This is a genomic window from Gordonia ajococcus, from assembly GCF_012974285.1.
Taxonomy (GTDB): Bacteria; Actinomycetota; Actinomycetes; order Mycobacteriales; family Mycobacteriaceae; genus Gordonia; species Gordonia amicalis.
The window spans coordinates 351,649-373,913 of sequence record NZ_CP052884.1; the positions used below are offsets into that span (position 1 = coordinate 351,649).

Here is a 22,265-nt window from a genome sequence, read left to right on the forward strand (position 1 = left end):
GACCACATCGTCCAACTTTCTCTTGGGGGTCGGTACAACCGACTTGCCTGCCGTACCGCCGGAAGGCAGTACGACAGGCAGGGGTTGAATCAGAGGTTCTTGAAGATCCGCTCGGCGTCGCCCTCGGTCAGTGGGTCCGTGCCGTTGATCAGTCCTTCGGACGGCCGGTCGAATACCCGCACATTTTGGATGATTGTGCGACCGTGAACCGCCACTTTGCTGGACATGAAAGGGAACTTAGCCCAGGGATATCCGGCATTTTCAATGCGACTGCGCAGGCTGTCGTGGAGGATCATGGCACGAAATTCACCTGGCGCCCTGTAACGCCGCCGAGGTTCGGATATCACTGCCCCGCCACCTCCTGCGAACAGCACGTTTGGGGTGATCGGGGGAATCCTCATGATGTGACCGGAATCGTATGGGTTGCGCTTTTGTTGCTCACTTTCCCCGGGAAGAGAAAGGCCATCTGTGAGTCATCTCCCAAGACGGCACGATATTAATGTTACTCGCGGGTATCGGTAAACCGGCGGCCAACTTCTCGTCGACTCAACGTCATCAGAGTGCCTCATGGGATCATCGGACGGATATTTATGGCACATATTGAGCACTCGGGAGATTCGTCGCCGAAGGCCGATCGGATTGGGCTGTCAGAATCTCTTTTCATGACAGATCTCACCCATGGGCATGCCGTGGCGCTCGCCACTGTGCCGAATCTCCGGGACCTCGGTGGTTGGTCGGCTGCCGACGGACGCCGGGTGCGCGCCGGCCTGGTGTTCCGGTCCACCGAGCTGCACCGTCTGGCCGGGGATGACCTGGCGAAGTTCGACGAGTTGGGGATCACAGCCGTCTACGACTTCCGTACCGCTGCAGAGCGGGACGCTGCACCCGACCCGGACCTGCCGGGCGTCACCGACACCCACCTCGACGTCCTGGCCGACTCGTCGACCGCCATGCCGGCCCGTCTCAACGAAGTGTTCGCCGACCCGGCGATGGTCGCCCAGGCCAACAAAGCCCTCGGCGGTGGGCAGGCCGAAGCGATGATGGCGGGTACCTATCGGCAGATCGTGAACCTACCGAGTGCCCGTACGTCCTACCGGAAGTTCTTCGAGGCCCTGGCCGAGCCGGCCGGACCCGGGGCGGCACTGTTCCACTGCACGACCGGCAAGGACCGCACCGGCTGGGGCGCCGCGACGTTCCTCACGGTGCTCGGCGTCGGTCGCGACGAGGTGTTCGAGGACTACCTGCTCACCAACGACGAACTGATCCCGGCACTGCATCCGGTCTTCGCGTCATTCGAGAAGGCCGGCGGTGATCCGGACATCCTGTCGGCGATTCTCGGCGTCCGGCGGCAGTACCTCGAGGATGCGTTCGACGAGATGACCGCCGAGTACGGCGACGTCGAGGGCTACTTCCGCGACGGGCTGGGCCTGGATCCCGCTGTCCCGGAGACACTTCGGACGCGTTATCTGGACCAGTGACACCGATGCCGGGCCGGCGCCGCGATCAGATGTGTTTCGCGGCGTTGGTCCGGATGACCTCACGCAGATAGACGGCCAGCCCGGGTGCCTGTTCGTCGTAGTGCGCGGTGAAGCGCGGGTCGGCGACGTACATGTCGGCGAGTCCGACGTGCATCTCGTGCGAGCAGTCGTAGAACCGCCCGATCTGGGCACGGTGTTCCTCGGCGAGCGCGTCGGCTTCGGCAGATCCGAGTGTCAGTCCCTGGAGCATCGCGTCGGCAAGGCGCCGTTCGAGGTCATCGGTCTCGGCCTTGATGTTGCGCCAGTCCTCCTTCGAGAACCGGGCGACGCGTTTCCGGCTCTCCTGCCACGCATCGGTCTCGCCCCACCGTTGTTCGGCCTCCGCGCTGTACTCTTCGCCGCGCCAGTCGTCGCCGAAGATCTCTCGCTGCTCGGCCGCGGACAGTTGGATTCCGCGTTTCTTCGTGGTCATCATCTCCTCCACCGCTACGACCATCCGGTGCAAGCGATCGATCCGGTCGGTGAGCAGCGCGTGCTGCGTCCGGAGCTGATGCAGTTCGTCCGCATCGGGATCGTCGAGCAGGGTCGCTATCCGCTCGAGTGAGAAGCCCAGTTCGCGGTAGGTCAGGACACGGTAGAGCCGTTCGACGTCGACGTCGGCGTCGTCGTAGACGCGGTATCCGGCCGTCGTGCGGCGCGACGGTGTCACCAGCCCGATCTGGTCGTAGTGGTGCAGCGTGCGCACGCTGACCCCGACCATCCCCGCGACGGCGCCCACGGTCAGGCCCGGGGAATCATCGCGCTGCGGGTGACGCTTCTCTTCACTCACATGGGCAACCTTGGGGTCTGACGTCGCGTGAGGGTCAAGCCGTCCGGCGAGTGGGGCGGGTCAGGGCGCGAAACCGATGACGGTGGTGTCCTTCTGACAGGCGGCGAGCACGCCCTGCAACTGCGACGGTCCGCATGTCCAGCCGGAGACCGACTGCTGAGTGCCGCTGACGATCTTGGGGCCGTACTCGCCGCCGATCGACTTCGCCTGGCCGCAATCGACGTCGCCGGCGAGGATCAGAACACGTAGTGCGCCGTCCGGCCCGGGGATGGTGCCGCAGGTGGCGCCGGGGCCGCTGCGGGTGGAGTCGTCCGCGTCGGCGCGCGGTGTGACGGATTCGGCACGGGTCGATGCGGGCTTGCGGCCGGCGACGACGGGGGCCGAGGTCGACGGAGCGTCGGCTGGTTGTTCCGCTGACGCCTGCGCACCGGTCCCGGCGGTGTCGGTGACGTCCTGCTCCTCGCCGCACGCGGACAGCGTGAACAGGGCCAATGACAGGCCGAGAGCGGTGGTGGCGAGCCTGGTCCCGGAGGAGATGGCGCGGCGCGTTCTGCACGACATGGTCCCCACCGTATCGAATCGGCGGAACATCGAACCGCGGCGTCCTCGTGGCGTCCGACGGGCCCGACGATCGCGCCGCCGGTTTGGGCGGAGGGCGCCGACCTGGGAGGATGCACCGGTGAGCAGTACCGGAACCGAAGTCACCGACCCCGCCTACACCGTCGGAACCACCCTCCCCGGCACCCGGGGCCGTACCGGGGTGATCGCCACCGCGCACGGCGAGATCCAGACCCCCGCCTTCATCCCGGTGGGTACCAAGGCGACCGTGAAGACCGTCCTGCCCGAGTCGGTCGCCGCGCTGGGCGCGCAGGCGGTCCTCGCGAATGCCTACCACCTCTACCTGCAGCCGGGTCCCGAGATCATCGATCAGTCCGGCGGGCTCGGTGCCTTCATGAACTGGCGGGGTCCGACCTACACCGACAGCGGCGGATTTCAGGTCATGTCGCTCGGCGCCGGCTTCAAGAAGGTCATCGCCATGGAGGTCAGCAACCCCGACGACGAGCTGACCGCCAACGGCAAGGAACGGCTCTCGCGCGTCGATGACGACGGCGTGACGTTCAAGTCGCACCTCGACGGCTCGGCCCATCGCTTCACTCCCGAGGTGTCGATGCAGATCCAGCACCAGCTCGGTGCAGACATCATCTTCGCCTTCGATGAGCTCACCACCCTGATGAACACCCGTGCGTACCAGGAGAGCTCGCTCGAGCGCACCCGACTCTGGGCCCTCCGCTGCCTGGTCGAGCACAACCGCCTGAGCGTCGAACGCGCGCACCGTCCCCAGCAGTCGTTGTGGGGCGTGATCCAGGGAGCCCAGTACGAGGACCTGCGGCGCAAGGCTTCACGCGATCTCGTCGCCCTGAGTGAGGCCGATCGTGACGCGGGCGGAAAGGGATTCGGCGGCTACGGCATCGGCGGCGCGCTCGAGAAGCACAACCTCGGCACGATCGTCGGCTGGGTCAACGACGAACTGCCGGAGGATGCGCCGAAGCATCTGCTGGGCATCAGCGAGCCCGACGACATCTTCACCGCGATCGAGAACGGCGTCGACACCTTCGACTGCGTGTCGCCCACGCGCGTCGCCCGAAACGGCGCGATCTACTCGCTCGACGGCCGGTACAACGTGACGAATGCCAAGTATCGCAATGACTTCCGGCAGCTCGACCCCGAGATCGACAACTACACTTCGCAGTACAGCCGGGCCTACCTCCACCACCTGTTCAAGGCGAAGGAGGGGCTTGGTCCGACGCTCGCGACCCTGCACAACGTGTCGTTCATCGTCACACTCGTCGACCGTGCACGTCAGGCGATCGAGAACGGCACCTACGTCGAGTACCGGGACGAATTCCTGCGTCGCTACTACGGGTCGATGCGAGATTGACCCTGTCCGCGGGAGCGCGGTGGGTCACGTCGGGGAACCGTGCGTGACAGTTGTTCGTTGTGTTCCCATCGCAAGCAGTTGCGAACCACCCCGAAGACTCGGCACCCTGTAGGGGTATTCGAGTACCAGCGAGAGAGACGATGAGACGCGCAAAGCGCCGAAAACGCCGACGACACCCGTCCGCACCCAGTTCCGAACCGAGTTCGGAACGAGCAGCCCCCTGCGAGATCTTCCCCGACGCCCCGGGCGTCGATCCTGATCGGATGGCGACATGCTGACCGTTCTCGGAATCCTCCTGGGAATCCTGGTGGTCCTCGCGATCACGGCCGTGACCGGCTACTTCGTGGCCCAGGAATTCGGCTTCATGGCGGTCGACCGCTCCCGCCTGAAAGCCCGTGCCGAATCCGGTGACGCCGCCGCGAAACGCGCACTCTCCGTCACCCGGCGCACGTCGTTCATGCTGTCCGGAGCCCAGCTCGGCATCACCGTCACCGGCCTGCTCGTCGGTTACGTCGCCGAACCCCTGATCGGTTCCGGGGTCGGTGACCTGCTGAACAACGTCGGCATCCCGGTGGGTGTCGGTGTCGCGATCGGCACGGTCATCGCGATCCTGTTCTCCACGGTCGTGCAGATGGTGTTCGGCGAGCTGTTTCCCAAGAACCTGGCGATCGCCCGGCCGGAACCGGTCGCGCTGTGGCTCGCCCGGTCGACCACGATCTATCTGACCGTCTTCGGCTGGTTGATCGCGTTGTTCGACAAGGCCTCGAATCTGCTGCTGCGCGCCCTGCGGATCGAGCCGGTCCACGACGTCGAGCACTCGGCGTCGGTCCGCGACCTCGAACACATCGTCGCCGAGTCGCGTGATGCCGGCGAGCTGCCCGAGGACCTGTCCGTGCTGCTCGACCGCGTTCTCGAGTTTCCCACGCGCACAGCCGAACATGCGATGATCCCGCGGCCGCACACCGACCTGGTCGATGCCGGGCTGCCCGCGTCGGAGGTGCTCGATCGGATGAGTACCGGACACACGCGGTACCCGGTGACCGCCGGTACCGACGACGAGGTGCGCGGAGTGGTTCATCTCCACGATCTGCTTGAGTGGTCGTACGCGCTGAAGAAGGAACCCGCCCGGGCCGACCCGTCGGCCACCGCAGGTGATCTGTGCCGCCGGGCCGTCGTGGTCCCGTCGACGCTGCCGCTGCCGGAGGTGCTGGAGAACCTCTCCACCGCAGACGAGGAGATGGCCATCGTCATCGACGAGTACGGCGGTTTCGCCGGCGTGGTGACCGCCGAGGACATCGCCGAGGAACTGGTCGGCGAGATCGACGACGAACACGATCCCGAGAGCATCGCAACGATCGAGGAGACCGCCGACGGCTGGCGCGTCCGGGGCGACGCCCACGTCGACGAGGTCTCCCGCGCGATCGGTTGGGAACTGCCCGAGGGCGATTACGAGACGATCGCCGGACTGGTGATCGCGGAGTTCGTGGGTCTCCCCGCGGTCGGGGAGACGGTGGCGATCAGCATCGACCCCGATCCGGCCGCGCTGTTCGACGACGGTGACGCGCCGCCTCGTGTGGTGCGCGTGCAGGTCCTCGAGGTGGAGAAGCATGTGCCGGCCCTGGTGTCGGTGTCGCGCGGGGCCGAAGTGGGCTCCGACGCAGCAGGATCGGATGCCGGACGGGAGGCCGACAATGGATAACCCGTGGATCGTCGCGGTGATCACCGTCGTGCTCATCGCGGCCAGCGCCTTCTTCGTCGCCGTCGAGTTCGCGTTGATCGCTGCCCGACGCCACCGGCTGGAGGACGAGGCCGCGACGAGCGGCAGCGCCCGGGCGGCCCTCCGCAGCGCGTCGGAGCTGTCCGTGTTGCTCGCGGGTTCGCAGCTCGGCATCACCGTCTGCACACTCGCGTTGGGCTCGGTCACGAAACCTGCTGTGCACCATTGGCTCACGCCGCTGTTCGAGAGCTGGGGCCTGCCCTACTGGTCCGCCGACGTCGTCGGCTTCGTGGTGGCGCTCATCTTCGTGACCTTCCTGCACCTGGTGGTCGGCGAGATGGCGCCGAAGTCGTGGGCGATCGCGCACCCGGAGCGGTCGGCGATCGTGCTGGCCCTGCCGATGCGTGCGTTCATGTGGGTGACGCGGCCGGTCATCGTGCAGCTCAACCATCTCGCGAACTGGTGCCTGCGGCGCGTGGGTGTCGAACCCGTGGATCAGGTCGCCACCGGCCAGGACAGTGACGCGTTGCGCCATCTGGTCGAGCACTCGGCGACGGTCGGGACACTCGACGAGCGCTATCACGCGCACCTGACCAGCGCGCTTGAACTCGAGTCGCTGTCCCTCGCGGACGTCGTCACGCCCAATGACATCCTGGCGGCGGTGCCGCCGACCGCGAGCGCTGACGAGATCCAGACGGTCGGACGGGTTTCCGGCCACCTGCGTCTGCTGGTTCGTGACGCCGACGGTGGCCCGGTGCACGGCGTCGTGCATGTGCGCGACAGCCTGCGCGCCGAGCCGGGTGCCACGGCCGCCGACCTCATGCGCCCGGTGTTGCGGATCGAATCCGCACAACCGGTCTACGAGGCTCTCGCCGCCATGCGTGAGAGGCGGGCCCACCTCGCCCTGGTGACGGACTCGGGGCGGGCCATCGGACTGATCACCCTCAACGACCTGCTGCAGAGGTTGCTGGCGACGACGGCGTAGCACTCAGGCAGTGGAGGCCCACTCTGTCGGGCCCAGCAGCCAGGGTTCGCGGGGGAGAGCCTCGGGGACGAAGCGGGCCGCCAGCGTCGGGAGGTCGACGGCTTCGCCGCGTCCGGCGAGACCCAGCGACTGCGCGAGGTGCGAGAGCACGGTGGCTGCCGAGACTCCGGCCGCCGCCAGGTCGGTGAGGGTGACCGCGCCGTCTCGCTTGGAGAGTCGGACGCCGGCGGGGTTGAGCACCATCGGCACGTGTGCGTAGGTCGGTGGCGTCTCGCCGAGCAGTGTCGCGAGGTAGGCCTGACGCGGAGCCGACGACAGCAGGTCGTCGCCGCGGACCACCTGGTCGACACCCTGCGCGGCGTCGTCGACCACGACGGCCAGGTTGTAGGCTGGAGTGCCGTCGTTGCGCTGGATCACGAAGTCGTCGACCATGCCGGTGAAGGTGCCGTGGAGCAGGTCGGTGACCGTGAACTCGGTGGTGTCGGCCAGGATGCGGATCGCGGGCGGCCGTCCGGCGGCGATCTTCTCGGCGCGCTCGGCGTCGGTCAGATGGCGGCAGGTACCGGGGTAGGCGCCGTGCGGCGCGTGGGGAGCGGACGGCGCCTCGAGGATCTCGCGACGCGTGCAGAAGCATTCGAAGGTTCGACCGGCGTCGCGGAGCCGGGCGATGATGTCGCGGTAGATGTCGCGTCGCGCGGTCTGGTAGACGACCGGGATCTCCCAGTCGATACCGAGCGAGGCGAGGTCGGCGAGTTGCCGGGCGTCGGCGCCGGCGACGGCGCGGTCGAGATCTTCCATGCGGATGAGGAAACGGCGACCCGTCGTATGGGCGAACAACCAGGCCAGCATGGCCGTTCGGAGGTTGCCGACGTGGAGGTCGCCCGACGGGGACGGTGCGTACCGGCCCGCTGCGTGCTGTGTCGACATCGCGTCGAGGTTACCGCCTCGGCTCGACGAGCCGCGATGAGAACCGGCGCCGCCGACGGTCTGCCCCTGCGGTGCGTCCCGACGGGCGCGCCGGACCCGACGGTTGTCCCGGAGTTCCGGGCGGATCGTTGCCAGCGCCCGGAGGTGTGAGGAACAGTGAAGCCATGGATCTTCCGGTCATGCCGCCCGTAGCCCCGATGCTGGCCAAGGCGGTCACCGCCGTACCGCCACAGCCCGACGGCGAGACGGTCTGGTCGTATGAACCCAAGTGGGATGGTTTCCGCGCCCTGATCTTCCGCGACGGCGACGAGGTGGCGATCGGTTCTCGCGGCGGGAAGGACCTCGCCCGCTACTTTCCGGAGATCGTGGCGGCGGCGAAGGCGGAGTTGCCCGACCGGGTCGTCCTGGACGGCGAGATCGGGGTACCCGCACTGATCGGTGACACGCACCGTCTCGACTGGGATTCCCTCGCGCAGCGCATTCATCCCGCCGAGTCGCGGGTCAGCATGCTCGCCGAGAAGACGCCCGCCATCTTCATCGGTTTCGACGCACTCGCCCTGGAGTCGACCGCGGTGAACGGGGAACCGTTCGCGGTCCGTCGAGAGGCGTTGTTGCGCGCGGTCGGGCCCGGTGGACGGGACCGGCGGATGCACGTCAGCCGGGTCACCGCCGATCCCGCCGTTGCCGAGGACTGGTTCTCCGCTTTCGAGGGGGCCGGCCTGGACGGGGTCGTGGCCAAACGGCTCGACGGGGTGTACGTCGAGAACAAACGCGAGATGCTGAAGGTCAAACACAAGCGGACCGCGGACTGCGTGATCTTCGGCTATCGGATTCACAAGTCGGGCAGGGGGATCGGCTCGATGCTTCTCGGGCTCTACGGCGACGACGGCGAGTTGCGCATGGTCGGCGGTGCGGGGGCGTTCTCCGATGCCAAACGTGTTGAGCTGCAGGAGATGTTCGAGCCGATGCGGCTCGACCCGGGGAAGCCGGCGCCGGGTGAACTCACCCGGTGGCGGTCGGAGAAGTCGGGGGAGTGGATCCCTATCCGCCCCGAACTGGTCGCGGAGTTCGCCTACGACCAGATGGAGAACCAGCGCTTCCGGCACACCGTGAAGTTCCTGCGCTGGCGGCCGGACCGAGACCCCCAGAGCTGCGGCTATGACCAGCTCGAGGTTCCGCTCACCTACGACCTGCACGACGTCCTGGAAGGGGAATGACCATGGCATCACGTTCTCCCGCTGAAGAACTCGACGTCGCCGGAGTCGCTGTGCGGCTCAGCAACCCGGACAAGATCTATTTCCCCGAACTCGGCGAGAACGGTGGCCGCAAGCGGGATCTCGTGGGGTACTACCGGACCGTCGCACTCGGCGTCGACGACAGCGGCGACGGACCGCTCATGCGCGCGACCCGAGACCGGCCGACGTTCCTGCAACGATTCCCCGACGGCGTCGAGGGGGAGGAGATCTATCAGAAGCACATCGCCAAGAAGCGTCCGGAACACGTGCAGTCCACGCCGATCGTGTTCCCGTCCAAGCGGACCGGGGACGCCATCCGTCCCACGGTGCCCGCGGATCTGGTGTGGGCGGCCAATCTCGGCACCGTCACCTTCCACACCTGGCCGACCCTGCATCCGGACAACGACCATCCCGATCAGCTCCGCATCGACCTCGACCCGCAACCCGGCACGACGTTCGACGATGTGCGGCGCGTGGCGATCGACGGCTTGCGGCCGCTGCTCGACGAACTCGGCTTCACCGGCTTCGTGAAGACCTCCGGTGGCCGGGGAATTCACGTGTACGTCCCCATCGAACCCCGGTGGGACTTCATCGCCACCAGGCGCTGTGTCATCGCGCTCGCACGTGAACTCGAACGCCGGGACGCGGACCACGTCACCACGTCATGGTGGAAAGAGGAACGGGGGGAACGGATCTTCATCGACTTCAACCAGAACGCCCGTGACCGCACGATGGCCTCGCCCTACTCGGTACGACGCAGTGCGACCGGACGCGTGTCGACGCCGGTGACGTGGGCCGAACTCGAAGACGTCGATCCCGACGACTGCACCATGGCGACGGTCCCGAACCTGCTCGAGGACCGCGGTGATCCGTGGGTCGACATCGCCGATCACCGCCGTGGCATCGAGAAGTTGCTCGAGATGGTGCAGACGGATGACGCAAACGGCCTCGGTGACATGCCTTATCCGCCCAGCTACCCGAAGATGCCGGGCGAGCCGCCACGCGTGCAGCCCAGCAAGAAGGTCGCGGAGCACTGGGACGAGAAGGGCAACCGACGCTCCGACGCGTGAGTCGCTGCAGACGCGTATGACGTTGTGCCCGGTTTCCGGGTTCAACGTCATACGGAAGGTTCTCCGGTCAGCGGCGCAGCGCCTCCGCCGCCCACTCGGCGAAGGTCTGCCACTCGATTTCGGGGAACCGGCGATGCAGCCCGGGGATGTCCACCTCGTACCTGCGGTCACCGAGGAAGGCGAACATCGCGCTCAGGTCGGCTGACGGGATGCGTTCGGGGTCATAGGATTCCGCACTCACGGTGGTGCCCAGCACGTCGCCTACGGCCCGCGCCATCTCGGCGGGCGTCAGCTCGTCGGAGGCGATGTCGATGCGTTCACCGGCATGCGCACCCGGGTCCTGGAACAGCGTCGCCACGAAACGACCGAGGTCGCGACGTGAGAGTTGTTGCAGCGGTTTGTCGGCGGGCATCGCGATCGGCATGACCCCGGCGGCGAGGGCGTCGGCACCGGCGAGCAGGTTGTCGTAGAAGTAGGCCGGCCCCACGATCGTGTGCGGGATGCCGGTGCCGGCGAGCATTTTCTCCACCTCGAACTTGGAGTCGAAGTGAGGGACACCGGTGTCGCGGTCGGCGGAGGCCACCGACGAGAAGACGAGATAGGGGAGCGAGGCCGCGGTCGCCGCCTCGATCAGCGCGGTGCCCTGGGCGACCTCGGCGTCGACGCCGGACTCGAAGGGCGTCGTCAGCGCGAAGGCGCCCGCCGCGCCGGTGAACGCATCGGTGAGGCCTACGCCGCTGACGATGTCACCGACGGCGAGTTCCACGCCGCGATCGGCGAGCACCGCCGCTTTCGACGACACGGCGTCGCGGACGAGTGCGCGCACTGCGACACCGGCCTCGAGCAGCGCGTCGAGCACCGCGCCGCCCTGACCGCCGGTGGCTCCGATGACGACGACGGGAGAGGAATCGGACATGCCCCCGACCCTAGTGCGGTTCGCGTGACCGGCAAGCGGGTTTGGGTGTGGGCGTGCCCGGCGGCTATCATCTCGTCGTTGGAGGATTCGCCTAGTGGCCTATGGCGCTCGCCTGGAACGCGGGTTGGGTTAACAGCCCTCAGGGGTTCGAATCCCCTATCCTCCGCCACCGAAGGTCCGTGGTGCACTCCCGCAAGGGGGTCGCACCGCGGACCTTCGTCGTATCTCCGGTTCGTAACCCGCCAGGACCTGCGCGGATGTGCCCGCCGCGACGTCGCGAAGACCCGGTGTCGCCCAGCCGTGAACCCTCGCTACACTGGACGACGGATCCCGCGCGGCGTGCATCCTGTGAACTCCCCCAGGGCCGGAAGGCAGCAAGGGTCAACGGGCTCTCTCGGGTGCGCGGGGTCCCCTATATCCCCGATTCATTTTTCCAGGTCTGTGTCGTCGGACACCCGCGCCGGCGTCCAGCGCGAGAGGTCCAACGTTGAATTTCCACTCGATGAGTGCCGACCAACTACGTGACACCCAGGCGGACCTGAAGAAGCGCTACGACGAGCTGGCCGCCCTGGGTCTCGAGCTCGATCTCACGCGCGGCAAGCCGGCTCCCGAACAGCTGGATCTGTCCAACGCGCTGCTGTCCCTGCCCGGCGACGACTACCGCGACGGCAACGGCACCGACACCCGCAACTACGGCGGCCTCGTCGGATTGCCCGAGCTGCGCGAGATCTTCGGTGAGCTGCTCGCCGTCGACCCGAAGAACCTGATCGCGTTCGGCAACTCCAGCCTCGAACTCATGCACGACCTCACGGTCTTCGGCCTGCTGCACGGCACCGTCGATTCCGACGAGCCGTGGGGCCGCCAGAAGATCAAGTTCCTGTGCCCGGCCCCCGGATACGACCGGCACTTCGCGATCACCGAGAGCTTCGGCATCGAGATGATCCCGGTGCCGATGCTCCCGGACGGTCCAGATGTCCGGCTCTGCGCCGAGCTCGTCGCCAACGACCCGAGCATCAAGGGTCTGTGGGCGGTGCCCACCTACTCCAACCCGACCGGCGTCACGTTCTCCGAAGAGGTGACACGCGGCCTGCTCGCGATGCCGGCCGCCCCCGACTTCCGTATCTACTGGGACAACGCCTACGCGGTTCACACCCTGGTCGATGCCGCGCCGACGCAGCTGCCTGTCCTCGAGATGGCCGCCGAGGCCGGGCACCCCAATCGCGTGTACGTCCTCGGCTCGACGTCGAAGATCACGTTCGCGGGTGGCGGCGTGTCGTTCTTCGGGTCGTCGGACGAGAACATCGCCTGGTTCAGCAAGTACCTCGGCTTCAAGACCATCGGTCCGGACAAGGTCAACCAGCTGCGTCACCTCAAGTTCTTCGGTGACGCCGACGGCGTGCGCGCCCACATGGCCCGCCACCGCGAGATCCTGGCGCCGAAGTTCAAGCTGGTGCTCGACATCCTCGAGGATCGGCTGGCCGAGTCGAAGGTCGCTTCGTGGTCGGAGCCCGAGGGCGGCTACTTCATCAGCCTCGACGTCGTCGACGGCGCGGCCCGACGCACCATCGAACTGGCGAAACAAGCCGGGATCGCCCTGACCGGTGCCGGATCCGCGTTCCCCTACAAGACCGATCCGCACGACCGGAACATCCGTCTGGCGCCGACCTTCCCGAACACCGACGACCTGCGGGCCGCGATGGACGGGGTCGCGACGTGCGTGCTCCTCGCGTCGGCCGAGACCCTGCTGGCGGAGCGCAACTGAGCCACTCGTCTCGCCGACACGCCGCATCGAAACGCCCACGCAGCGTTAGATAGCTCTCATTCGGCGGTGAGTGAACCGGTATGCGCCGATCCATATGCCACTCTTGTAAATCGTGAATCTGCCCAGGCCGGTTCTTCTCGCATCCGGTTTCGCCATCGTCGGGGTCATCGCTCTGGCACTCCAGGATGTCGTCGTGCCCTGGGGAGCCCAGTTCTGGGGTCTGCTCAACAATCAGATCGACCTGGCCGTGTATCGGCAGGGAGCTCAAGCCGTCACCGAGGGTGCCAGCCTCTACGACGTCAAGATGATCGGCGACCTCGACTACACGTACTCGCCGTTCTCGGCGTTGCTCTTCACACCTCTCGCGTGGATCTCGTTCGACGTGGCGCGATGGCTGTGGACCGCGGGCATCGTGGTCGCCCTCTACCTCGTCGTCATGCTGAGCTTCCGCAGCCTGGGCCGGCCGGTCACGTGGCCGCTGCGCGTGATCGCGATGGCGCTGGTCGCGGTGGCGATGCTGCTCGAACCCGTCCGGACGACCATCTGGTACGGCCAGATCAACGTCTTCCTGATGCTGCTGATCCTGGCGGACCTCACCCGTCCCGACACCAGCAAGACGAAGGGCATCGGCACCGGTATCGCCGCGGGTATCAAACTGACGCCGCTGATCTTCGCCGGTTACTACGCGGTGCAACGCAATTGGCGAGCGTTCTTCGGGGTCATCGGCGGATTCGCCATGACGGTGGCGATCGGCTTCATCGCGCTTCCGCGTGACTCGTGGGCCTACTGGACCGGCAAGCTGTTCCAGTCCGACCGTGTCGGCTCGGCGCAGCTGCGCGGCAATCAGTCGATCCGCGGGATGCTCGCGAACCACCTCGACACCGACGATCCGTCGACTCTCCTGTGGGCCGCACTGGTCGTGATCGCCCTCGTCGCCGGTTTCGCGGTCGCCGCCTACGCTCATCGCCGAGGGCAGGAACTGGTGGCGATCAGCATCGTCGGCATGACCGCATGTGTGGTCTCGCCGATGTCGTGGGGTCACCACTGGGTCTGGTTCGTGCCGATCGTGGTGGCCGGCGTCCACCTGGCTCTCGACACACGACGCACCCAGGTCGAACGTGGCCTGGCGGCGGCGTCCGCCACGGCCGTCGTGCTGCTGGCGTTCGCGTGGCCGACGCATGTTCCGGGGCTCCTGCCCGACGCCTACTACACGGGTCTCTACGTGAAGACGCGGGTCACCTGGCTCAACTGGTTCACCGTCAGCCCGTATCTGTGGGCTTATCTCGGGATTCTGATCGCGACGGTCGTCGCCCTCCGGTTCTTCGGTTCCCGTTCGGCCACCGAGTCCGACCCGGCTGCAGTCATCGCTCCCGGGGTCGCGGTAGCGGTCATCGCCGATGGCGGATTGCCCACCGATCAGGCCGACGGTGGCAGCTCCCGGGCCGTCGAACCGTCCGTGCGAACCCACGCCGACCACGTGGATCTGTCCGACGAGATGGTCGATGACCTGGTCGGAACCGCCGGTGAGCTGATGGGTGATGCACCCGAGACAGGGGCATCGCCCGCAGTGTGAGGCAGGCGCATCCGATGTCACGGGTCGCCGGTACTCTCGACGCGTGGCTCTGTATCGCACCTATCGCCCGGCTACCTTCGCCGACGTCGTGGGGCAGGAGCACGTCACCGATCCGTTGAGCCGTGCCCTCGACTCCGGACGCATCAACCACGCGTACCTCTTCTCTGGTCCGCGCGGCTGTGGCAAGACGTCGTCGGCGCGAATCCTGGCGCGGTCGTTGAACTGTGCCGAAGGCCCTACCTCGCGGCCCTGCGGCACGTGCTCGTCGTGCGTGGCGCTCGCTCCCGGTGGACCAGGCAACCTCGACGTCATCGAACTCGACGCGGCCAGCCACGGCGGCGTCGACGACACCCGCGAGTTGCGTGACCGCGCGTTCTACGCGCCGGCCGAGTCGCGTTATCGCGTGTTCATCGTCGACGAGGCACACATGGTGACCAACGCCGGCTTCAACGCACTGCTCAAGATCGTCGAGGAGCCGCCGGAGCATCTCATCTTCGTGTTCGCGACGACCGAGCCGGAGAAGGTGCTGCCGACGATCCGCTCGCGCACGCACCACTACCCGTTCCGTCTGCTCGCCCCGCCGGTCATGCGCGGTCTGCTGGAGAAGATCTGCGAGCGCGAGGGTGTGACGGTCGCACCCGAGGTCTACCCACTGGTCATCCGTGCCGGTGGGGGTTCGCCGCGTGACTCGCTGTCGATCCTCGATCAGCTCCTCGCCGGCGCCGACGACCAGGGCGTCGCCTACGAGCGTGCACTCGCGCTGCTCGGTGTCACCGACATCGCCCTCATCGACACCGCCGTCGACGCATTGGCGTCGGCCGACGGCGCGGCGTTGTTCGGGGCCGTCGAGAAGGTCGTCGACGCGGGTCACGATCCCCGCCGTTTCGCGGTCGACCTCCTCGAACGACTCCGCGACCTGATCCTGCTGCAGGCCGTTCCCGATGCTGCCGACCGTGGGCTCGTCGAGGCGCCGGGCGATCAGCTCGCACGCATGCAGAGTCAGATCGAGACGCTCGGTCCCGCCTCGTTGACGCGCTTCGCCGAGATCGTGCACGACGCCCTCGGCGAGATGCGCGGCACCACGTCGCCGCGCCTCCTCCTCGAGGTGATGTGCGCGCGCATGTTGCTGCCCGCGGTGTCGAACGACGACGCCGCTCTGCTGCAGCGGCTCGAGCGTCTGGAATCGGGGATCGGTTCGACGTCGATCCCGGTGCCGGCGAAACCCGCTGAGCCAGAACCGGAACCGAAGTTCGTGCGCCCGTCGCAGCGTAAGGCGATGGAAGAGGCGAAGGCGGCCGAAGAGGCCCGTCGCGCCGCGGCGGAGGAAGCCGAGGCCGATGTCGCCGTCGTGGCACCGACACCCTCGCCCCCGGCGCCGATGCCGACACCGCCGACACCAACCGCGCCGGAGCCTGTCGCGCCGGCGCCCGAGCCCGTGGCCGCTGAGCCCGTCGCCGCTGAAACCGCGGCCGCTGACCAGGTTTCCGAGACACCTGTGGTCGAGGAGTCGGTCGTTGCGGATCCAGTCGCGCTGATGGCCGACGTCGAGGACACCACCGACGACGCGGACATGCTCGAGGAGCTGAGTGTCGAGGAGCCTGCGCTCGACGCCCTCCCCGACCCGGATGCGCTCGATCTCGGGGACCTCGAATCCGCAGACACCGAAGCTTTAGACACCGAAGCTCCGGACACCGACGCTCCGGACACCGAAGCCGTAGACACCGAAGCTTTAGACACCGAAGCTCCGGACACCGAAGCTCCGGACGTCCAGGCGCCGACGCTCGATCTCCCCGTCGCCGCAGTCGAGTCGCCGGTCGAGGCAGAGGCAACAGCGCCGCCGGCGCCGGAACCCGTGCGGACCGACGTCACCCCCTCAGTCCGGAACGGCGGCACCCCGACGGCGCCGGAGCCACCGTCGCGCGCACGGGGGGCCGAACCGGCCACGGAACCCGCCCCCGAGCCGGGGCAGTCGGCCCCCTTCGACGACATCCCGTTGCCGGACGAGCCGGTCGACGAGTACTCGGTCCCGCCGCCCGACGCGATGCCGGTGCGGGCGAAGGCGCCTGAACCGAAACCGGAACCGGAGCCCGAACCTGCTCCCTCCGGTGGACTCGACGCCGACGCCGTCCGCACGCGGTACCCGGAGATCCGGGCAGCGGTCCGCGAGCGTTCCAAGAGTCTCGAGCCGATGTTGTCGGCGGCAGTCATCGCCGATCTCGAGGGCGCCACGGTGGTCCTGGCGCATCCGGTGGAGGTGCTCGTCGGCCGACTCTCGGCACCCCATGCGGTGACGATCATCCGCGAGGCGCTTTCCGAGGTCTTCGGCACACCGCTCGACGTGCGCACCGTGCATCAGGCCCCGGGCACTGCAGTCGCGCCGTCGGTGGCCGGCGGCGGGCAGCCGACGAAACCGCAGGCCAAGCCCCGGCAGTCGTACTCGCGGCCGAGTCGTGCCCGGGACCAGTTCGTGGCCACGGCCCCCGCGCCCGAGCCGGTGGCCGAACCGGAGGAGCCCGAGCCGCCACGCGCGGACGAGGACATCCCCGACGAGGAGCGGGCCGAGATGGTCGCCGATGCGAGGACGGGAGCGCCCGAACAGCGCCTGGATCCCGACCTGGTGGCCCTCGAGCTGCTCAAGTCGGAACTCGGGGCACGGCCGATCGAGTGACCGTCGTGATCACGGGCTGGTAGAACGCAGACATGCGATTGCGATCGGTTCTACGTCTGGTCATGACGCCGGCTGCGGCGACGGTGGCTCTCATGCTGTCGATGGCCGGTGCCGAAGCGGCACCCAACGGATCGCCGTCGACGCCACGGCAGACCGTCGACCAACAGGCGCGTTCCCTCGGACTGGTGGACGTGAAGACCGTCGTCGCGGACGCGGTGCTGGATCTGCGGTACGCGACCACCGACAACTTCGTCGGTGAGCAGCTGTACCCGCGCAACGCCCGCTGTCTGGTCCATGAGTCGATGGCTCCGGGCCTGCGGACCGCGGCCCAGAGGCTGCGGGCCCGTGGCGAGACCCTGGTGTTCTGGGACTGCTATCGGCCGCATTCGGTGCAGCAGCGCATGTTCCGGAAAGTGCCCGATCCGGCGTGGGTCGCGGCACCCGGCCCCTATTCGACCAGCCACGAATCCGGGCGCTCGGTCGACGTCACGCTGGCGGTCCGCAACCCGAGCTGTCCGGCTCCGCGTAAGGTCGGCGACCTCTGCCGTATCGACATGGGCACCGACTTCGACTCGTTCACTCCACGCGCGACCGCATTTGCGACGCAAGGGGTTTCGGTGTCTGCGCAGGCCGCGCGGGCTGGGCTGCGCCGGGCGATGGCCGCCGGGGGACTGAGCGTCTACTCCGGCGAATGGTGGCACTTCGACGGACCGGGCGCGGACGTCCGCCGGCCGATCATCGACGTCCCCCTCACCTGAGACCTTCGAACGACGAAACCCCGCCGGTGGTCCGACGGGGTTTCGTTTGGTCGAAGGGACTCAGGCGTCCCACCACGGCCGCAGCGGGACCTGGTGTCCACCGTGGTCGTCGAGCTTGGTCGCCAGCACGTGGTGGAGCTGGATGATGTTGCGGTTGAAGCCGATCCGGCAGCCCGCCATGTACAGGCCCCACAGGCGGGCGGTGCCCTCACCGACCTCGGCGACAGCCTCGTCCCAGTGCTCGACGAGGTTGGCGTTCCAGTCCCGGAGGGTCATCGCGTAGTGCTCGCGGAAGTTCTCCTCGTGGATGACCTCCATGCCGCCGATGTCCTGGAGCTTGGAGATGATCTTGCCCGACCCGGTGAGTTCGCCGTCGGGGAACACATAGCGGTCGATGAACGAACCCGCCCTGCTGCGGCTGGCGTTGTCGGGCCGGGTGATGCAGTGGTTCAACAGCATTCCGCCCGGACGCAGCTTGTCACGCATGAAACCGAAGTAGGCCGGGTAGTTGCTGACACCGATGTGCTCGGTCAGACCGATCGACGACACCGCGTCGAAGCCGGACTCGGTGACGTCGCGGTAATCGCTGTGGCGCACCTCGGCCAGGTCGGTGAGGCCCTCGTCGACGATGGCCTTCTGCGCCCACTCGGCCTGCTCGGCCGACAGCGTGGCGCCGATGGCGTGAACGCCGCGCTTGGCGGCGTAGCGGACCATTCCGCCCCAGCCGCACCCGATGTCGAGCAGCCGGTCGCCCGGCTTGAGGCGCAGCTTCTCGAAGATGAGGCGATACTTGTTGTCCTGCGCAATCTCCAGCGACGCGTCGTGGTCGGGGTAGACCGCACACGTGTAGGTCATCGAGGGGCCGAGGACCCACTCGTAGAAGGCGTTCGACACGTCGTAGTGGTAGTGGATGACCTCGGCGTCACGAGCCTTGCTGTGCCGCAGGCCTTCGGCGAAGCGACGCCAGCGCGGCACGGCCTCCTGCGGGGGCGGGGCGATCGGCTTGAAGTGCTCGATACCGAGCGATCGTGCGATCTGCGCCAGGACCAGCGGCGAGGGGCGGTGGAAGTCCAGGTCGCTCGCGAGAGCCTTGAGTGCGGGGTAGGGGTCGCCGGGATGCGCGCCGACGAGTTCGAGGTCGCCGGCGATGTAGGCGCGGGCCAGGCCGAGGTCACCGGGTGCGGTGACGAGGTAGGTGGTGCCGCGCGGCGTCTTCAGGTTGAGGCCGTACTGGGCGTCTGCCGGGCCGGCGCTGCTGCCGTCGTATGCCGAGATCCGAATCGACAGGTTGCCGCCGAGGAGGGTCTCGAAGATCTCGGACAAGGACATTTTCCAGGTGTGGGGATCCGCACCGGCGGGTGCGCTGTCTTTGAATGTCGTCATTGGCGTTTCACCGCTTTCGAATAGAGGTCCAGAAGACGGCCGCGGGGGTCGTACCGCTTCTTCAGGAGCCGATAACTCTCACCGCCGTAGAGTTCGTCGAACTCGTCCGGCTCGTAGAAACTTTCCGAGTACAGCGATTTGTGGCCGTCGAGTTCGGCGACCTTGCGTTCGATGATCTTGTTGGTGTGCCCGGGATCGCCCGGGGTGACCGGCACGGCCGACCAGAAGCCGACGTTGACGTAGGTGCGTTGCGGTTCGAGCGGGTACAGCGGCCACGGGCGGACCGGGTCCGAGCCGGGCAGGGCGGGTTCGCGGAGACGCAGCGGGCACAACCAGATCGGCTCGATCGGGATGTTGTCCAGGAACCACTCGACGTACTCGGTGGTGCGCTCGATCGGCACCTCGATGTCCTGCACGACGCGTTCACCCGGCGGAAGTCCCTTGCGCGCGTTGAGCCGGTCGCCGATGTCGTAGCGCTGGTCGAGCGCGATCAGCTTCCAGTAGAAGCTGCTGCGCAGGTAGCGCTTCGGCCACCAGCGGCGGATCTTCGGGTTCTGCGCACCGAAAGCGCGCGAGCACCAGAACCAGTCGGTGTCCCAGCGCCACAGGTAGTCGTGGATGGTGAGACGGTCGGTGGTCTTGCTCTGGACGGAGCGGTAGTAGATGTCCATCCCGGTGTAGTCGCTGACCGCGCCCTCCTCGTCGGTCTGGCGTCCGACTGTGAGGTAGGACTCGTTGGCGGAGAACACGACTCCGTCGAGGTAGTCGACGTGCTCGCCGTCGTATGTCTTGTCGGTGACGATCGTCTCCATCGTCGACTGCAGCTCGGCGACGGAGGTGAACCGCACGTGGCGCAGCGCGACGTAGGGCTTCACCGGTTCCAGCTCGATGCGCAGTTGGACCGAATAGCCCAGCGTGCCATAGGAGTTCGGGAAGCCGAAGAACAGATCGGCATGTTCGTTGGTGGGTGTGGCGGTGATGATCTCACCGTCACCGGTCAGGATGTCGATCTCCGACACCGACTCGTGCGGGAGTCCGGAACGGAAGGAGGTGCTCTCGATGCCGAGGCCGGTCACCGCGCCGCCGAGGGTGATCGTCTTGAGTTGGGGGACCACCAGGGGCGCCAGACCATAGGGCAGGGTCGCCGCGACGAGGTTTTCGTAGGTGCACATCCCGGCGACGTCGGCGGTTCGGGCGTCGGGGTCGACCGAGATCACCCGGTCGAGTCCGGAGACGTCCAGTCCGGGATGTGGATTGGCTGCGCGTTTGCGGAAGAGGTTGGACGTCTTCTTCGCAAGGCGCACGGTCGCGTTCGGAGGAATGGCACGATAGCTGGCCAGTAGGGTGGACACCCCCTGGTCAAATGCCTGTCCCCCCATCTCCAGCCCAGAGCTCACCCGGTTAGCCTAGGACTTGATCAGTTCGCCCGCCAATCGTTTCGTCCTGAGGAGTGTCCATCGTGGGTCAGGTTTCCGCATCACAATCGATCGACATCACCGCCGCTCCGGACGCCGTCATCGGGGCGCTCGCCGATTACGACGACGTGCGTCCGGCGATCCTCCCGGCGCAGTACCGCGACTACAAGGTCATCAGCGGCGGTAACGGCGACGGCACCGTCGTGCACTGGATTCTCCAGGCCACCTCGAAGCGGCAGCGCGACGTGCAGGCGACCGTCAGCGTCACCCCGGACACCGTCACCGAGCGCGACGCCAACTCCACCATGGTGACGACCTACAAGGTCGCCCCGTCGGGCAGCGGTTCGCGCGTCACGACCACCACCACCTGGAACGGTGCCGGCGGCATCGGCGGCTTCTTCGAGAAGACCTTCGCGCCCAAGGGACTCAACCGCATTCAGGCCGAGGTGCTCGGCAACCTCAAGAAGCGCCTCGAGAACTGACAGCGCAGAGAACTGACAGGCGCAGAGAACTGACCCCGCGCAGGAGGGGCCGGGCCCGACCCTCGCCGCTTCCGATCAGGGACGGCGTCGACTCGACGCGGGTGGTCTTGCGGTCGGGGCCCGAATCCACCGTCGGCGAAGCGCTCCTCGCGTCCCCGAGTCTCGCGGGCCTCGGCGCCGCGGAACTGCGGGCGCGCGCCGCCGCGGGTGAGATCGTCGACGCCGGCGGCCAACCCGTCGACCTCGACGCGCCGTCGCGGGTGAACGTCTCGCTCTACCTGTACCGCGATCTCCCCGACGAGGTCCCGATCCCCTTCGACGTCCCGGTGCTCTACCGCGACGACAACATCGTCGTCGTGGACAAGCCGCACTTCCTGGCGACCATGCCGCGGGGTCGTCACGTGACGCAGACCGCTCTGGTGCGACTCCGGCGCGAGTTGGACAGCGACACGATCTCGCCGGCCCACCGTCTCGACCGCCTCACCGCCGGCATCCTGCTCTTCACCTTGCGACCAGAGGTCCGGGCTGCTTACCAGGACCTCTTCGCGTCGAGGCAGGCGCGCAAGGAGTATCGCGCGCTCGCGCCGGTCGACGAGGCGCTCTCCGGCACCGTCACCGTGCGCGACCGTATCGAGAAAACGGCCGGTGACCTGCGGGCGCGCGTCGTCGACGGTCCGGTCAACGCCATCAGCGACATCACCCTCGTCGAACAGACCGACCGGGGTGGCGTGTACCGGTTGGTGCCGCACACGGGACGTACCCATCAGCTGCGGCTGCACATGTCCTCGCTGGGCGTCCCCATCGTCGACGATCCGCTGTATCCCGATGTCCGCCCGGAGCTGGCGGAACGACCCGACCACGGGGACTTCACGTCCCCGCTGCGGCTGGTCGCGCACGTCCTGGAGTTCACCGATCCGCTCGACGGCACGCCGCGCCGGTTCGAGAGCCGACGCTCGGTGTGGTCGGACTGACCTCGATACCCCCGAAATCCGGCCCCGAAATCCGCGCCCGAAATCCGCCCTTCAGCAGGACGCCGGCGACATATCGTCCGTGCCGGACTTCCAGAGGGCGCATCTCGGGGGGCGCTTTCGGTGGATGGCTACGGGTGCACGTGAGCATCTACCCTGG

The 22,265-nt window shown here is 67.4% G+C and carries 19 protein-coding genes, 1 tRNA gene and 1 other RNA gene; 14 read left to right on the forward strand and 7 right to left on the reverse strand.

Annotated features, from left to right (window positions below):
- Positions 1-89: 89 nt before the first annotated feature.
- Complete coding sequence (locus GAA2_RS01490) at positions 90-296, reverse strand: hypothetical protein (protein ID WP_159405440.1); 207 nt, start codon at positions 294-296, stop codon at positions 90-92.
- 366 nt (positions 297-662) lie between these two features.
- On the opposite strand from GAA2_RS01490, the gene GAA2_RS01495 reads away from it, so the two are divergent.
- Complete coding sequence (locus GAA2_RS01495; RefSeq protein WP_096272811.1) at positions 663-1,478, forward strand: tyrosine-protein phosphatase; 816 nt, start codon at positions 663-665, stop codon at positions 1,476-1,478.
- A gap of 25 nt (positions 1,479-1,503) precedes the next feature.
- Here the strand turns inward: GAA2_RS01495 and GAA2_RS01500 are convergent, their stop codons facing one another.
- Entirely contained in the window at positions 1,504-2,307 is an 804-nt protein-coding gene (locus tag GAA2_RS01500; RefSeq protein ID WP_159405439.1) for a MerR family transcriptional regulator, read from the reverse strand.
- A 60-nt stretch (positions 2,308-2,367) separates the two neighbouring features.
- Positions 2,368-2,868: a hypothetical protein gene (locus GAA2_RS01505; RefSeq protein ID WP_096272815.1), complete on the reverse strand. Its 501-nt coding sequence runs from the start codon at positions 2,866-2,868 to the stop codon at positions 2,368-2,370.
- A gap of 118 nt (positions 2,869-2,986) precedes the next feature.
- Here GAA2_RS01505 and tgt point away from each other — a divergent pair, with 118 nt between their 5' ends.
- The 3 genes from tgt (at position 2,987) to GAA2_RS01520 (ending at position 6,948) form a co-directional block, all read left to right on the forward strand.
- Entirely contained in the window at positions 2,987-4,246 is a 1,260-nt protein-coding gene (gene tgt, locus GAA2_RS01510; RefSeq protein WP_159405438.1) for a tRNA guanosine(34) transglycosylase Tgt, read from the forward strand.
- Between the two features lie 271 nt (positions 4,247-4,517).
- Positions 4,518-5,945, forward strand: a complete 1,428-nt coding sequence (locus GAA2_RS01515) for a hemolysin family protein (protein WP_159405437.1) — start codon at positions 4,518-4,520, stop codon at positions 5,943-5,945.
- A complete protein-coding gene (locus tag GAA2_RS01520; RefSeq protein ID WP_159405436.1) occupies positions 5,938-6,948 on the forward strand; it encodes a hemolysin family protein in 1,011 nt (336 codons plus the stop codon). The genes GAA2_RS01515 and GAA2_RS01520 overlap by 8 nt, the downstream gene beginning before the upstream one ends.
- Positions 6,949-6,951: 3 nt before the next feature.
- Here the strand turns inward: GAA2_RS01520 and gluQRS are convergent, their stop codons facing one another.
- Positions 6,952-7,875 carry a tRNA glutamyl-Q(34) synthetase GluQRS gene (gluQRS, locus tag GAA2_RS01525; RefSeq protein ID WP_024499602.1) on the reverse strand — a complete coding sequence of 308 codons (924 nt, stop codon included), beginning with the start codon at positions 7,873-7,875 and terminating at the stop codon, positions 6,952-6,954.
- 164 nt (positions 7,876-8,039) lie between these two features.
- Between gluQRS and GAA2_RS01530 the strand changes: the two genes are divergently transcribed.
- The gene (locus GAA2_RS01530; protein ID WP_159405435.1) at positions 8,040-9,092 is read left to right on the forward strand and encodes an ATP-dependent DNA ligase; all 1,053 of its coding nucleotides are present in this window, start codon (positions 8,040-8,042) and stop codon (positions 9,090-9,092) included.
- A 2-nt stretch (positions 9,093-9,094) separates the two neighbouring features.
- Complete coding sequence (locus GAA2_RS01535; protein ID WP_024499601.1) at positions 9,095-10,180, forward strand: DNA polymerase domain-containing protein; 1,086 nt, start codon at positions 9,095-9,097, stop codon at positions 10,178-10,180.
- Between the two features lie 67 nt (positions 10,181-10,247).
- On the opposite strand, the gene GAA2_RS01540 is transcribed toward GAA2_RS01535, so the two are convergent.
- Positions 10,248-11,096 (reverse strand): NmrA/HSCARG family protein, encoded by an 849-nt coding sequence (locus GAA2_RS01540; RefSeq protein ID WP_159405434.1) that lies wholly within the window; start codon positions 11,094-11,096, stop codon positions 10,248-10,250.
- 80 nt (positions 11,097-11,176) lie between these two features.
- On the opposite strand from GAA2_RS01540, the gene GAA2_RS01545 reads away from it, so the two are divergent.
- The 6 genes from GAA2_RS01545 to GAA2_RS01570 all read left to right on the forward strand — a co-directional run bounded on the left by GAA2_RS01545 (position 11,177) and on the right by GAA2_RS01570 (position 17,857).
- Positions 11,177-11,265: transfer RNA gene (locus GAA2_RS01545), tRNA-Ser, on the forward strand.
- A gap of 153 nt (positions 11,266-11,418) precedes the next feature.
- An RNA gene (gene ffs / locus GAA2_RS01550) (signal recognition particle sRNA small type) lies at positions 11,419-11,513 on the forward strand.
- Between the two features lie 70 nt (positions 11,514-11,583).
- A complete protein-coding gene (locus GAA2_RS01555) occupies positions 11,584-12,858 on the forward strand; it encodes an aminotransferase class I/II-fold pyridoxal phosphate-dependent enzyme (RefSeq protein ID WP_006435169.1) in 1,275 nt (424 codons plus the stop codon).
- Between the two features lie 112 nt (positions 12,859-12,970).
- A complete protein-coding gene (locus GAA2_RS01560) occupies positions 12,971-14,431 on the forward strand; it encodes a glycosyltransferase 87 family protein (RefSeq protein WP_159405433.1) in 1,461 nt (486 codons plus the stop codon).
- A 43-nt stretch (positions 14,432-14,474) separates the two neighbouring features.
- Positions 14,475-17,099: a DNA polymerase III subunit gamma and tau gene (locus GAA2_RS01565; protein WP_159405432.1), complete on the forward strand. Its 2,625-nt coding sequence runs from the start codon at positions 14,475-14,477 to the stop codon at positions 17,097-17,099.
- A 32-nt stretch (positions 17,100-17,131) separates the two neighbouring features.
- Complete coding sequence (locus tag GAA2_RS01570) at positions 17,132-17,857, forward strand: M15 family metallopeptidase (RefSeq protein WP_159405431.1); 726 nt, start codon at positions 17,132-17,134, stop codon at positions 17,855-17,857.
- A gap of 60 nt (positions 17,858-17,917) precedes the next feature.
- On the opposite strand, the gene GAA2_RS01575 is transcribed toward GAA2_RS01570, so the two are convergent.
- Complete coding sequence (locus GAA2_RS01575) at positions 17,918-19,240, reverse strand: class I SAM-dependent methyltransferase (protein ID WP_159405430.1); 1,323 nt, start codon at positions 19,238-19,240, stop codon at positions 17,918-17,920.
- Positions 19,237-20,619: an FAD-binding oxidoreductase gene (locus GAA2_RS01580; protein WP_159405449.1), complete on the reverse strand. Its 1,383-nt coding sequence runs from the start codon at positions 20,617-20,619 to the stop codon at positions 19,237-19,239. Before GAA2_RS01580 ends, GAA2_RS01575 begins: the two co-directional genes overlap by 4 nt.
- Before the next feature lie 80 nt (positions 20,620-20,699).
- Here GAA2_RS01580 and GAA2_RS01585 point away from each other — a divergent pair, with 80 nt between their 5' ends.
- Both GAA2_RS01585 and GAA2_RS01590 read left to right on the forward strand, forming a co-directional pair.
- Positions 20,700-21,137, forward strand: coding sequence for an SRPBCC family protein (locus GAA2_RS01585; RefSeq protein WP_006435163.1), 438 nt, complete (start codon positions 20,700-20,702; stop codon positions 21,135-21,137).
- Between the two features lie 74 nt (positions 21,138-21,211).
- Complete coding sequence (locus GAA2_RS01590; RefSeq protein ID WP_191834966.1) at positions 21,212-22,108, forward strand: pseudouridine synthase; 897 nt, start codon at positions 21,212-21,214, stop codon at positions 22,106-22,108.
- Positions 22,109-22,265 lie beyond the last annotated feature (157 nt).

Bases quoted from the DNA above. Each gene is read 5' to 3' on its own strand.
- GAA2_RS01535 (WP_024499601.1), top strand. From the start codon at position 9,095: ATGGCATCACGTTCTCCCGCTGAAGAACTCGACGTCGCCGGAGTCGCT.
- GAA2_RS01505 (WP_096272815.1), bottom strand. From the start codon at position 2,868: ATGTCGTGCAGAACGCGCCGCGCCATCTCCTCCGGGACCAGGCTCGCC.
- GAA2_RS01580 (WP_159405449.1), bottom strand. From the start codon at position 20,619: ATGGGGGGACAGGCATTTGACCAGGGGGTGTCCACCCTACTGGCCAGC.
- GAA2_RS01570 (WP_159405431.1), top strand. From the start codon at position 17,132: ATGCGATTGCGATCGGTTCTACGTCTGGTCATGACGCCGGCTGCGGCG.
- GAA2_RS01540 (WP_159405434.1), bottom strand. From the start codon at position 11,096: ATGTCCGATTCCTCTCCCGTCGTCGTCATCGGAGCCACCGGCGGTCAG.
- GAA2_RS01515 (WP_159405437.1), top strand. From the start codon at position 4,518: ATGCTGACCGTTCTCGGAATCCTCCTGGGAATCCTGGTGGTCCTCGCG.
- GAA2_RS01575 (WP_159405430.1), bottom strand. From the start codon at position 19,240: ATGACGACATTCAAAGACAGCGCACCCGCCGGTGCGGATCCCCACACC.
- gluQRS (WP_024499602.1), bottom strand. From the start codon at position 7,875: ATGTCGACACAGCACGCAGCGGGCCGGTACGCACCGTCCCCGTCGGGC.
- GAA2_RS01490 (WP_159405440.1), bottom strand. From the start codon at position 296: ATGATCCTCCACGACAGCCTGCGCAGTCGCATTGAAAATGCCGGATAT.
- GAA2_RS01495 (WP_096272811.1), top strand. From the start codon at position 663: ATGACAGATCTCACCCATGGGCATGCCGTGGCGCTCGCCACTGTGCCG.
- GAA2_RS01520 (WP_159405436.1), top strand. From the start codon at position 5,938: ATGGATAACCCGTGGATCGTCGCGGTGATCACCGTCGTGCTCATCGCG.
- GAA2_RS01530 (WP_159405435.1), top strand. From the start codon at position 8,040: ATGGATCTTCCGGTCATGCCGCCCGTAGCCCCGATGCTGGCCAAGGCG.